Genomic DNA, 12134 nt, shown 5'->3' on the forward strand with positions numbered 1-12134 from the left:
AGGAGAAGAGAAACATCTGTTTCTCTTCCGTTTTTTTCTTCTTCTTCTTCTTCTTCTTCTTCTTCTTTAGCTTTCAACTGGAGTCTCACGATAAAATCGTCGGGTAAGATAACTTTTTCGGAATCGTTACTTACAAAGAGGAAGAATTTTACCTTATCGCCAACTTCCAGTCTTCTTGTAGTATCTATCTCCAAGCTGTTTATTTTCAGAACAGGTTTTACTTCTTCTATAAATATATTGTAATAGACCCTTTCTCCCACGCCAGTGGGAGTTCCCAGAGAAGCGCCTACTGAATGGAGACCCCTCGTGGGTTTCTCCCATAAGTAGTCAATAAATGGGGTATACTTGATATCCGAAATGGGAAAAGTATGCACGGGTAAATCATTCAGATAGAAAATTAAAAAAAATTTATCTCTGAATTCTGTTATCATCTCCTCTGCTTTCAGGTAGGTTCTGATACGCACAGGAGCGTCATCGTTCACAACCTCAACTAATTTGCCTTTCTGAAAAAACTCAATCTTAGTTATTGTAACTTTATCCAGTAACTCCTCTCCCAGGCAATTGGGAAGAGGAGAGAACAGAATACATATAGTCACTAAAAGGAGAAATTTACCAAACAATGCCGTAAAGCCCCCTTGCTAAAGCTTGTAGGATATAAGGCGTTTCTCTTTTCTTGATTTTTTTCTTGACATCATTATTATAAGTATGTATAATATGTGTATGAAACGAGTTGATTTTCATTTAACTGTTTCGCAAATTAAAAAACTTAAAAAGTTATCTAAAAAAACAGGTTTAACTGTTGCTGAGCTTATAAGACGAGCTATTGATAAATTTTTGGAAAAACAAAAATGAGAAAGACTTTTTTGTATAGAACCAAAATAAACGAGAATACAGAGACCAACTGCAATCAATGGCTTAAGATATGTAGAACTCTTTATAACCTTGCACTTGAACAGAGGATTGATATATACAGACAGCATAAGAAATCTGTTTCTGCCTATGAACAGATGAGTCAATTGCCTGAATTGAAAGAAGCCTTCCCAGAATTTAAGATTGTAGGCTCTCAAGTTCTTCAAGAAGTTGTGCAACGAGTAGATAAAGCTTTCCAGGGATTCTTTCAGAGACTCAAAGAGAGAAAAGGTAAAGCTGGATTTCCTCGTTTTAAGGGTAGAAACAGATATGATTCTTTCACCCTTAAACAAACTGGGTGGAGACTTAAAGGCAGATACCTCTACATTAAGAACGTTGGTAGATTCAAGCTTTTCCTCTCCAGAGAAGTTGAAGGGAACATTAAAACTGTAACCATTTGTAGAACATCCACTGGTAAATGGTTTGTAGCCTTTTCCTGTGATAATGTTCCTGCTAAAGAATACCCTGAAACTTCTGCTGAAGTTGGTATTGATATGGGTATTAACTCCTTTTGTGTCGACTCTTCTGGTAACAAAATAGAAAATCCTAAATACCTTCATAAATCTGAGAAACTTCTGGGAAGAAGACAAAGAAGTCTTTCTCGCAAAACAAAAGGTTCTAATCGCAGAAATAAAGCCCGTATCCTTGTAGCCAAAGCCCATGAAAAAATAGTTAATCAGAGAAAAGACTTTTTGCACAAACTGGCTAACTACTATATAGAAGCTTTTAAGACAATATACATAGAAGACCTGAATATAAGAGGCATGGTAAAAAACAGATATCTTGCCAAAAGCATCTCTGATGCTGGATGGGGAATGTTTGCTAATTTCTTGATGTATAAAGCGGCAGAAGCTAATCGTCAAGTAATTAGCATACCAGCCCATAACACAACTCAGATCTGCTCTGGCTGTGGTAAGAAAGTCCCTAAAACTCTGTCTGTTCGTATCCATAAATGCCCTCATTGCAATTTAGTTTTAGATAGAGACCTAAATGCCTCTATCGTAATAAAACAGCGTGGGCAACGCTATCAGACGCTAACACCTGCATTGGCTGGTGTTGTCTGAGAATCCCCTGCCTTCAGGCATGGGGAGTGTCAAGGATGGCCATTCATAATTCCTTTAAACAGAATCGTAACAGAAAGTTTGGGTCTTTCCTTAAGCCATTTTTTCTAATCTCTCAATTCTTTTCTGGGTAGGAGGGTGCGTGGAGAAGAGAACTGCAAGCCCTCTGCCTCTCAAAGGATTGACAGTAAACATGTGCGCGGTAGCCTGGTGGGCGGGTAATCTCCTCTGGCTTGCACTGGCTTCCAGCTTCCTGAGTGCTCTAGCCAGACCAAGAGGATTACCTGTTACCAGAGCACTTCCCCTGTCAGCCAGGTATTCCCGCGAGCGAGAAATCGCCATCTGAATTATCATCGCAGCAAACGGTGCTACAATTGCAGCAACCAGAAGCCCCAGCGCACCTCCTCTTCTACCTCCCCTGGAACCGTACCCTCTAAAGATCGCTGCCCAGCGGGCAAAGGATGCCAGAATCATTACTGCTCCAGCAATAGTGGCTGCCACAGTTTGAATCAGGATGTCCCTATTTCTTACATGAGCCAGCTCATGTCCGATTACTCCTGCCAGTTCTTCCTCATCCAGAACCCGCAATATACCTTCAGTTACTGCCACTGCAGCGTGCTGGGGATTTCTCCCGGTGGCAAAGGCATTGGGAGCGGAATGGGGAATAAGGTAGAGTTTGGGCATGGGCAATCCAGATTTCTGGGTAAGAGCCCTTACATTGCCATAAAGTTGAGGCATATCCTCCTCCCTTAAAGGCTGGGCTTTATACATTGCCAAAACTATCTTATCAGAATACCAGTAGCTTATGAAGTTGATCCCTGCTGCAATTATGAAAGCAAAAATCATACCCTGCCTTCCACCGATAAGGTTTCCCACCCAGATCAAAACTAAAGTCAGGGCTAACATTAGAATAAAGGTCTTCATCTGATTCAACATATTTACCATCCCCTGCACAATTTGAAATTGTGCCTACAAAACAATGGTTGTAGGCACAGATTCAATCTGTGCAAACTGGTTTCATTATATTAAATATTCTCTCTCTTCTGCAAGCCATTTTTAGAGGGCTCTGATTTCCGCAGGCTGAAGCCTGCGACTACCATTCTATCGTTCGGTAGCCGCAACCTTTAGGTTGCGCATTCAAACACTCCGATGAATCAAAGCTACTCTATCAGGAGGAAACTTCCATCTTATCTGTATCGAAGACCATCCCGTCCTTTGCTACTACTACCTTAACTCCTGTAGAATCCTCGATGCTCTTAGCCTGCTTCCAGGGATTGGCTCTCAGGAGAGTCATTCCAAAATGGGTGAGGATAGACACCTTGGGTTTACATTCCATAACAATCCTTTTAACATCTTCTATACAGAGATGGTCCAGATCGCTAGGTTGAAGCCTTACTACATTGACAATTAGAAGGTCGCTCCTATAGTGAGCGGTTAGCTGGGGAAAGAAGCGAGTATCGGAGAGATAGGAGATTTCACATTTAGAAGTATGAAAATTGAACCCGTAAGTTTCTGCATTGCCATGAATATGCTTTACCGGAGGTTCAAAGGATATATTACCTACCCTGTATTTTTTCCCAACTTTAAGTATCTCTACTTTCTCCAGATAATTTCTAACATATCTGAGTATAACAGGGTCCTCTTGGAAAGCGTCTCCCGGAGCAAATACAACTCCCTTTTTGGCAAAACCTCCTTCTGTCATTGCCTCTACCATAACATTTATGTCTGCTGAATGGTCGAGATGTCTGTGAGAAAGGATAATCCCTTCCAGACTCTTTGGCTTAAGACCTTTCTCTAAAGACCTGATGAGAGCACCCGGGCCAGGGTCTAAGAGAAACTCCGTTCCATCAATAGAGAACCATATCCCGCCAGAAGCTCTAATCTGTTTAAACACTACAACCCTTGCCCCGCCTGTTCCCAAGAATATTATCCGATTAGGCTTGCCTTTTTTTTTCTTCAAATCTTCCCCTAAAAATATCTGACCGAGAAAGTGTCAAATTCTCCGCTATATTCTTCCCATTCAACCTGAACGTCTTTAACTTCTGCCTCATCAGGACCGCGATGGCACCACTGGATAATTCTTTCCACAGCCTGTTTATCCCCTTCAAAAACAGCTTCCACCCGACCATCCGGGCAATTCCTCACCCAACCCTTCACTCCCCAACCCATAGCTCTGTCACGAGTATAACTACGGAAGAAGACTCCCTGAACAAACCCCTCTATCCACACATGAGCTCTAACTTTGGACAAAAGTATTCGCCTCTCCAATCATGCGTACCAGGTCAAACTCTTATTTGACACTCCAGAAATTTAAGTACATATTCGCTACATTTAGATTATATCAACTACTTTCCAGCCGAGCTTCTTCAGGCTCTGGCTAATATATTTCCTGTGGCATCCAGCGGGCAACCTCTCACAGCACATTATTACAGCAGGATTTTTATTTGCTAGTTTCTGGAGGGACTTAAGAGCCTGTTTATACTCTTTCGTCTTAACATAAGCTTCATAGCCACTCTTACGAAACCCACCCAGGTCCTTTCCCATATAGACATATTCAATTTCCGAGGAGAAAAGAATCATATCCAGGTTTTCCCTTTTGAAACGTTCATATTTACTGGTGGGGAACCTCCTCACATCAACTAAAGTCTTTACTCCCCAGTCCTTTAAAGTCTTAAGGAAATCATCCTGAGATCTGGCGGCTGAGCCTATAGTATAGATATTTTTTTTCTTTATCTTTTTCACCATATCAAGCAGTAATACCTCATAAAGTCAACACTCCTTAAGGTGAGCCAAACATAAAAAACGTTTGAAGAGAATAGTTTGTGAGGCGAAGATTTATTTCGTCTCCTCTGCTTTTTTCTTCTGAAGTAGCTCTTCTCTCCTCTGGAGAAGATGTTGAGCATACTTTGAAGAAGTCCCTCCCATAATAGCCTCAACGGATTTCAGTTTCTCTTCTACCTCATCCAAGGTAAGCTTCTTTATCTTCTTACTCTTCTTAGCCTCAGGAGGGGTCTCTTCCTTCTTCTCCTCAGCTGCTTTAGCTTTTTCTGGCGGGACTTCTTTCTTTTCCTCGGCTGCTTTTTTAGTCTCTTCTGGTGGTGCTTTCTTCTTTTCCTCAGCTGCTTTAGCTTTTTCTGGCGGGGCTTCCTTCTTTTCCTCGGCTGCTTTTTTAGCCTCCTCTGGCGGCGCTTCCTTCTTTTCCTCGGCTGCTTCTTTAGCTTTTTCTGGCGGGATTTCTTTCTTTTCCTCGGCTGCTTTAGTCTCTTCTGGTGGGGCTTCCTTCTTTTCCTCAGTTGCTTCTTTAGCCTCCTCTGGAGGCGTTTCTTTCTTTTCCTCGGCTGCTTCTTTAGCCTCCTCTGGCGGAGCCTCTTTCTTTTCCTCGGCTGCTTCTTTAGCTTCCTCTGCCGGGACTTCCTTCTTCTCCTCCGTTTCTTTCTTAGCCTCCTCTGGCGGCGTTTCTTTCTTCTCCTCAGCCATTTTGCTAAACCTCCTTTCTTAATTTAAATTGACGAAATTAAACCTGCTCTTGAGGATACCAAATAATTACCAAAATTTCAAGAACCATAACCCAATGCCGGCATACTTTCTTACAAAGTTGACAAAAAGAGGGAAAATTTGGTATAAGTAAAATAGAAAAAACAAAGGTAACCTATGACAAAAAAATTTAAAATAATAAGGGTAAACCAAAAACAATCCACAAAATTTTTTGAAGAAAAATGGGCTAGGATTAATAAAACGGTTATTTGGTGTATAGGAATATTTCTATTTGTTTTTCTATTTCGTTTATTTTACTTTGTTGAACTTAGAAAGTTTCCTCTGTCCCAATACCCTGTTCTTGATTCAAAAGTTTATGATACTTGGGCACAAGAAATCACAACAGGAGACTGGCTGAGCAAAAAGAGAGGAGTATTTTACTCCAATCCAGGGTATGCATATTTTTTAGCTGGAGTTTACTCAGTTTTTGGCCGAAATTTGAACATAGTAATTATAATTCAATTTCTTTTTGGTGCTTTAAGCTGTGTCCTTATTTATTTGATCGGTAAACGAGTGTTCAATAGCACCGTTGGGATAATTGCTGGTTTTATTGCTGGAGTTTATGGCTTTTCAATTTATATTGAAGGACTGCTATTGACTGCTACATTGATTAACTTCTGTAATCTATTTGTATTGCTTTGTCTCCTAATGGCTGTCGAGAAAAAACGTTTTAGATATTGGTTTGGAGCTGGTATATTTTTAGGTGTTTCTACTTTGCTAAGACCAAACAATTTATTGTTTGCTCCATTTGTTTTAATATGGATTTTGTGGTTAGATACTCCAAAAAAAAGTTTATTTTACTCATTTCTAAGTTTCTTCCTTGGAATTCTTCTTATGGTTTTTCCAATCATAATAAGACATTACATTGTAGCTGGTGAATTTTCTCTATTTCCTACGGCCCACGGTGGATTAAACTTTTATATAGGAAATAACCCCAAATCAACAGGGTCATACGTAGATTTGACTTTCGATCAAGCAGATCCAGAAAGTCAAGGAGAAAATTATCGAAGGAAAGCCAGTGAAATGATGGATAGGGAATTATCGCGTAGCGAAGCTTCAAGATTTTGGTTTCTTCAAGGTTTTAAATTTATTCGTCAGCATCCTCTTCAATGGTTAAAATTATTGAGAAAGAAATTCCTCTATTTTTGGTACTACTTTGAGCAACCTATGACTTATAACTATTATTTTTTCAAAGAGCACATCTCTTTTTTAAAACTACCTTTCTTATCGTTTAGTTTCATAGCGCCTTTAGGGTTACTAGGATTTATTTTAAGTATTCTCCATAGAAAAGTTTTGCTGTTACATCTCTATTTATTAAGCCATATGATAGCAGTTATCCTCTTCTTTGTTGTTTCTGAATATCGTTATCCTATAGTTGGTCCACTAATTATTTTTGCTAGTTATTCATTTTATTGGTATAAAGAAAATATCAAATGTAAAAAATATAAGTCGCTTGTCCTTGTTTTAATTCTCTTTGCTGGAATGTTATATTTGACTAATCATCATCGCACTCAAAAAACCAAATACAATTTTGGACGGGATTATATAAAATTAGGTTATGCTTGTATTCAAGGAGGGTTGATAGATCAGGGAATTGAATTTATGAAAAAATCTGGAGAATTTATTAGCCATTCAGCAGTGCATTATAATCTTGCTGAAGCTTATGCTTATCAGAAGGGGCAATATGACAAGGCAATAGAAGAATATAAAAAGGCAATTGAAACGGAAAAAAATAAGACAGATTTAGAGCATACTTATATTAGGCTCGCTTTTATTTATATTAAGAAGAAGATGTATAACGAAGCGATAAAAGTATACAAAAAAGCGGTAGAATTAAATCCTCAAAATGCCGGTACCCATCAATTTTTAGGGAATGTTTACTATCTACAAAATAAAAAAAGCGAAGCAATAAAAGAATGGAAAACATCATTACAGATTTATCCTGATAATCCTCCTTTGCTCAAGAATCTGAAGGTGTTAAAGGAAGAAATACAAACTGAAATTTTGCCATAAGCCTTCCTGATTACTAGGATAGACGATAAAATCTTTCACGTTGACAAATGCCAGTTTTTGTGATATAATTATTATCGAAATAAAGGGTATTCGATAAAGGCAAACTCCGAGAAATCGGAGGATGCAAAGCCACGGAGCTAAAGACCGAATGAGGTCTATGCTAGCTGGTTGCCGAAAATACCGATCTATGCGAGCCGGGTTGCCGAAGATTCAAACTTCTTAAATCTTCTGTAACCTGGCTTTTTTATTGGATAGATAAATGCAAAAAAGGAGGTGAATTTTTTACCCAGAATTTTGCAATAAAACAAAATTTGTTAAAAAATACAAAATAATAGTCTTAACAAAAACTCCAACTAATAGGAGGCTGGTTATGAAGAATTGGAAAATTATTTTAATGGTTTTAGTAATTGGATTTACCTCTCTGATGTCAAGGGAAATAGTGTTGGCACAAAATTCGGTAAGTGAAGTAGGTACCTATTTCGAGATAACCGATAGTTCCTACTTGAATGTAACTTTAACAAGTAGCGAGGAAGTGGATATAGTATTGGAATCAATTCCTAAAATAGTTACCTTGGTTATAAAAAATAGCAGCGTGGCCCCTTCAACTGCTTTAACTTTTACTGGGTTTGAACCAAATGTTACTTACTATCGGTATCAGGACGGTAGTTTAATGGAAAGGTTTGTTACTGATTCGAATGGAGAATATTCGTTTTTGCAGGAGATATCTCAGGGACACATCGTTTTCATTTTAGAGGAAAAAATAAATACTTATATTAAACCTGATGGAACTGTTTCTCCTCCTTCTGCACCAATTAGTGTAGATGGTAATGTTTACACTTTTACCAATGATCTTGAAGGTTCACTATGTGTACAGAAAGATGGCATAACAATAAATGGAAATGGCTATAAACAAATTCCCCAGTCTGGTAGCTTTGGAATTTATCTATATTGGAAGTGGGGGGTCACTATTAAAAATGTAACTCTGGAAGGGTTTACATACGGTATCTACTTATGGGACTCGGGAAACAATATAATAAAAGATTGTACCATTCGAAACAATTGGACAGGAATTCAATTAAGTAGAGGGTCTAAACAGAATACAATAATTCAAAATACAATCTCTAACAACAGTGTGGGTATCCATGTCGGATTTACTTGGGATGGTGGGTGGGCTGCCCACAAGAATAGTATAATTGAAAACAATGTATCAAATAACGATGTATGTGGAATTTGGGTCGAATATGCTAATTGGACCTTAATAAGAGGAAATACAATATCACAGAATAACTTGGGGCTTCGTTTAAGGTGCATTGATATCCTTGATAAACCCATTTATCACAATAATTTTGTCGACAATGTTAATCAGGTAGAAATTGGGGAAAGGTGGTGTCCGTCATTTAAATGGGACGATGGCTACCCATCTGGGGGAAATTATTGGAGTGACTATACAGGTATAGATGAAAAAAGCGGTCCAAATCAAGATCAACTCGGCAAAGATGGAATCGGCGACGCAGCATATGTAATTGACGTTAATAATCAGGACGGATATCCATTTATGTATCAAGGGGCACATACTCCTGTTGATTCTCCAACAGTTACTCCTACTGAGGGCGTGACTATTACTTTTGAAGGTGGAGTAACTTCTTCTGGGTTTACAACGGTCAATATAACTGATGAAGCCCCAGAACCAATTATGTATAGGTTAGAAATTGAAGGATACGAACCGATTAAATTTTATGAGATCAGAACTACTGCCGATTATTTAGAAGGAGTAAAAATATGCATAACTTATAAGGACGAGTGGATTCCTCCAGAATACGATGAAAAGGATTTGACGCTAGTTCGTTTTTGGTACGAAGATGAAATACTTATGGAGGAAGATATCAAGCTTAAAGGGTATCCGGATACCGTTGCTAATCTTATTATAGGAAGAGCCGAATTCCTTTCCTGGTATGCACTAGTTTTACCTCCGCGTATAATTTCAGCAGATATAGATTTAGACCCAAACACTCTAAACCTAAAAAGTGCCGGCAAATGGGTAACCTGTTATATCGAATTTCCAGAAGGCTTTGATGTAGAAGATATTGATATTTCCACGGTGAAAATCTCTAAAATAAATGATGAGGAAATTACTCCTCTTATTGCTGAAGCAAAACCTACTGGAATTGGCGACCACGATTCTAATGGAATTCCTGATTTGATGGTGAAATTTAATCGCTCAACTTTAGAATCTATCCTTTCTCCTGCTGATAGCGTGAAAATAGCTGTAAGTGGCAAGACAATAGGAGAACTTGATTTTGAAGGTGATGATACGATAAGAGCAATTTTACCAGGAAGGATTCCAGATGTGGCAAGCACCAAAAGTGACAGAGGAAGTTGGTGGAGCAGTCCATTCTCAGAAAATGGAGATGACTTCTCATCCCCAAACAGCTGGAAGAAAGTAAAAAAGATTCCTCCTCCATTTCTTGAAAATGGCTGGGCAAATGGCAAGGCAAAAGGACTTGAAAAGGGGAAAGGACTAGAGAAAAAACAAATTAACTATACTTACACAACAGTAACCGACGCTGAAACAGGGGAAGTCCTCTGGCAATCAAATCTTACCTTTAAATATGGAAAGCCAGAAATTCCTCCGGGACAAGCCAAAGACAAAGGGAAACCAGAAATTCCTCCGGGACAAGAAAAGAAAATTCAATCCTTCTCTATTAAGTTTTTAGATAGTCCTTTTTAAGATTATTTCTTCTCTTGCGGGATTTCTTTGGCAGGAACTTCTTCGGGTTTAAATATTTTTGGAGTTATTGCCATTTTTACCTCAGTAATTATTTTCTCATATTTTGTCACACCAAAAAGATAACCGAGTATGGGAATATGCATTAAAAGAGGAATTCCAGTTCTGGTTTTCCTCTTTTCTTCTTTTATCAGACCGCCAATAATCGCTGTGTATCCATCCTTTAGTCTTATTATTGTCATAGCATTCCTTGTTCCAATCTGGGGATAGCCTTCCTGAGTATATGCTCCAATTGATGAAACTTCACTTGCAAGGTCAATTTCTATCTCATCATTATTATATATTGTTGGCGTAACAAGGAGTTTTATTCCTACTTCCTCAAACTGGATTGCTGTTGATGATACAACCTGACCACCGCTTGTTATTGATGAGGTAGTTATTGGTATTGGGATTCTATCACCAATTATTAGTTGCAAGTATTTTTATATCTGCTTTCTCATCTTTAAATTTTGCAAGTCCAGGGAAATACTCTCCAAGATGGCGGGAACTCACTGTTTCTGGAGGAAGAACAGCCTCAAGGGCAATTGACCAATTTGTAAGTTCCAATCCAATCTCCTTTGATTTTTTATGACTTATCTCTAAAACTTTTAGTTCAATTATCACCTGTCTTTTTGGTAAATCTGCCTTTTCAATAAGTTCTTTTGCCTCTTTAATTCTATCTGGAAAATCATAAATTTCTATGGCCCCAAGTTCTTCATTTGGATAGATTTTCATATCTGGAAGCATAATTTTTAACATTTCTGCCATTGTTTTTACTTTAGCGTATCTTAAATGAATTAACTCCTTCTCTTTTACCTTAGGAAGCGGTTGAGGAAATGAGTAAGTTACAATAAAGGTTATCAAAATAAATATTGAAAGAGTTATTCTAAATAATTTTTTCATTCTTGCTCCTTGTTGCAAGAGTTTAACATTTTATAATAAATATGTCAAATAATTTCCCAAACTATACCAAATTTCCCCTTTTTTTGTCAACCTCTTAAGACCTTGCATCTTGACTTGGGAGAGGTACTCATATATAATGGAAAACTAAAAGGAGAAAACGAATGGCAATCAAGACATTTATTGGCACAAGCGGATATAACTATTCCCACTGGTCAGACGGTGTTTTTTATCCCAAAGGTCTTCCAGAAAGGAAATGGCTGGAACACTACATGAGTTTCTTCAATACAGTAGAGCTAAATGTTTCCTTCTACAGGCTACCCAAGAAGTCCATTTTTGAAGGATGGCGAAAGAGAACTCCCGAGAACTTCACATTTGTAGTTAAAGGGAGCCGTTTCATCACTCATGTCAAGAAGTTAAAGGACTGCGAAGAACCTCTGAAGTTATTTTTCAATAATGCTGAAGGCTTAAAGGAAAAACTGGGGGCAGTATTGTGGCAATTACCCCCCAACCTGCATGCCAATAGGGAAAAACTGGAGGCATTCTGTAAAATTATCCACCGCCTCAGGGTTTCCAGGTCGACCCGCCACTGTTTCGAGTTTCGACACGCAAGCTGGTTCTGTAAAGAGATATACAATATATTAAGGAAGTATGGCTTCTCATTGTGTATCGCCCATTCTAAGAACTGGCCTTGTGAAGAACTTGCTACTTCCGATTTTATCTATCTCCGTTTTCATGGGGGAGAGGTTCTTTATGGTTCCAACTATTCGGAGAAAGAACTTAAAAAGTGGGCTTCCAAGGCTAAACATTGGATGGAAAAAAGAAAGGATATATACGCTTACTTTAATAATGATGCTCGTGGATTTGCTATAAAGAACGCTTTAAGATTTAAGGAATTGCTGGAAAAGTAAACAGACCTTTTCTAACATTCGAGGGACAAAGTCAAAAATTTA

At 38.4% G+C, this 12134-nt stretch carries 12 protein-coding genes and 1 riboswitch; of the genes, 4 read left to right on the plus strand and 8 right to left on the minus strand.

The features are described from left to right. Positions 1-620 (minus strand): hypothetical protein (locus tag VMW39_06105; protein HUW23582.1); only part of this gene is annotated, 620 nt, incomplete at its 3' end. Between the two features lie 228 nt (positions 621-848). Here VMW39_06105 and VMW39_06110 point away from each other — a divergent pair. Next, positions 849-1973 carry an RNA-guided endonuclease TnpB family protein gene (locus VMW39_06110; protein HUW23583.1) on the plus strand — a complete coding sequence of 375 codons (1125 nt, stop codon included), beginning with the start codon at positions 849-851 and terminating at the stop codon, positions 1971-1973. A 90-nt stretch (positions 1974-2063) separates the two neighbouring features. Here VMW39_06110 and htpX read toward each other — a convergent pair whose 3' ends face one another. The 5 genes from htpX to VMW39_06135 all read right to left on the minus strand — a co-directional run bounded on the left by htpX (position 2064) and on the right by VMW39_06135 (position 5447). Continuing rightward, positions 2064-2906, minus strand: a complete 843-nt coding sequence (gene htpX, locus VMW39_06115) for a zinc metalloprotease HtpX (protein ID HUW23584.1) — start codon at positions 2904-2906, stop codon at positions 2064-2066. 232 nt (positions 2907-3138) lie between these two features. Further along, complete coding sequence (locus VMW39_06120) at positions 3139-3930, minus strand: MBL fold metallo-hydrolase (protein ID HUW23585.1); 792 nt, start codon at positions 3928-3930, stop codon at positions 3139-3141. An 8-nt stretch (positions 3931-3938) separates the two neighbouring features. After that, a complete protein-coding gene (locus tag VMW39_06125) occupies positions 3939-4220 on the minus strand; it encodes an acylphosphatase (GenBank protein HUW23586.1) in 282 nt (93 codons plus the stop codon). Positions 4221-4301: 81 nt separating this feature from the next. Beyond that, the gene (locus VMW39_06130; protein ID HUW23587.1) at positions 4302-4715 is read right to left on the minus strand and encodes a DUF488 domain-containing protein; all 414 of its coding nucleotides are present in this window, start codon (positions 4713-4715) and stop codon (positions 4302-4304) included. Between the two features lie 90 nt (positions 4716-4805). Next, positions 4806-5447: a hypothetical protein gene (locus VMW39_06135; protein HUW23588.1), complete on the minus strand. Its 642-nt coding sequence runs from the start codon at positions 5445-5447 to the stop codon at positions 4806-4808. 174 nt (positions 5448-5621) lie between these two features. On the opposite strand from VMW39_06135, the gene VMW39_06140 reads away from it, so the two are divergent. Both VMW39_06140 and VMW39_06145 read left to right on the plus strand, forming a co-directional pair. Next, positions 5622-7517: a tetratricopeptide repeat protein gene (locus tag VMW39_06140; GenBank protein ID HUW23589.1), complete on the plus strand. Its 1896-nt coding sequence runs from the start codon at positions 5622-5624 to the stop codon at positions 7515-7517. Between the two features lie 88 nt (positions 7518-7605). Further along, a riboswitch (cyclic di-GMP riboswitch) is annotated at positions 7606-7693 on the plus strand. A 194-nt stretch (positions 7694-7887) separates the two neighbouring features. Further along, positions 7888-10245: a NosD domain-containing protein gene (locus VMW39_06145; GenBank protein ID HUW23590.1), complete on the plus strand. Its 2358-nt coding sequence runs from the start codon at positions 7888-7890 to the stop codon at positions 10243-10245. 2 nt (positions 10246-10247) lie between these two features. Here VMW39_06145 and VMW39_06150 read toward each other — a convergent pair whose 3' ends face one another. Both VMW39_06150 and VMW39_06155 read right to left on the minus strand, forming a co-directional pair. Continuing rightward, positions 10248-10718: a type II and III secretion system protein gene (locus VMW39_06150; GenBank protein ID HUW23591.1), complete on the minus strand. Its 471-nt coding sequence runs from the start codon at positions 10716-10718 to the stop codon at positions 10248-10250. Further along, positions 10699-11184, minus strand: a complete 486-nt coding sequence (locus VMW39_06155) for a secretin N-terminal domain-containing protein (GenBank protein HUW23592.1) — start codon at positions 11182-11184, stop codon at positions 10699-10701. Before VMW39_06155 ends, VMW39_06150 begins: the two co-directional genes overlap by 20 nt. A gap of 161 nt (positions 11185-11345) precedes the next feature. Between VMW39_06155 and VMW39_06160 the strand changes: the two genes are divergently transcribed. Beyond that, positions 11346-12092: a DUF72 domain-containing protein gene (locus VMW39_06160; protein ID HUW23593.1), complete on the plus strand. Its 747-nt coding sequence runs from the start codon at positions 11346-11348 to the stop codon at positions 12090-12092. The last annotated feature ends 42 nt before the right edge of the window (positions 12093-12134 follow it).

It is taken from the genome of bacterium, from assembly GCA_035530055.1.
Lineage (GTDB): Bacteria > UBA6262 > WVXT01 > WVXT01 > WVXT01 > WVXT01.

Coding starts and splice junctions, on each gene's coding strand:
- VMW39_06145 (HUW23590.1), top strand. CDS start 7,888: ATGAAGAATTGGAAAATTATTTTAATGGTTTTAGTAATTGGATTTACC.
- VMW39_06110 (HUW23583.1), top strand. CDS start 849: ATGAGAAAGACTTTTTTGTATAGAACCAAAATAAACGAGAATACAGAG.
- VMW39_06130 (HUW23587.1), bottom strand. CDS start 4,715: ATGGTGAAAAAGATAAAGAAAAAAAATATCTATACTATAGGCTCAGCC.
- VMW39_06135 (HUW23588.1), bottom strand. CDS start 5,447: ATGGCTGAGGAGAAGAAAGAAACGCCGCCAGAGGAGGCTAAGAAAGAA.
- VMW39_06155 (HUW23592.1), bottom strand. CDS start 11,184: ATGAAAAAATTATTTAGAATAACTCTTTCAATATTTATTTTGATAACC.
- htpX (HUW23584.1), bottom strand. CDS start 2,906: ATGTTGAATCAGATGAAGACCTTTATTCTAATGTTAGCCCTGACTTTA.
- VMW39_06160 (HUW23593.1), top strand. CDS start 11,346: ATGGCAATCAAGACATTTATTGGCACAAGCGGATATAACTATTCCCAC.
- VMW39_06140 (HUW23589.1), top strand. CDS start 5,622: ATGACAAAAAAATTTAAAATAATAAGGGTAAACCAAAAACAATCCACA.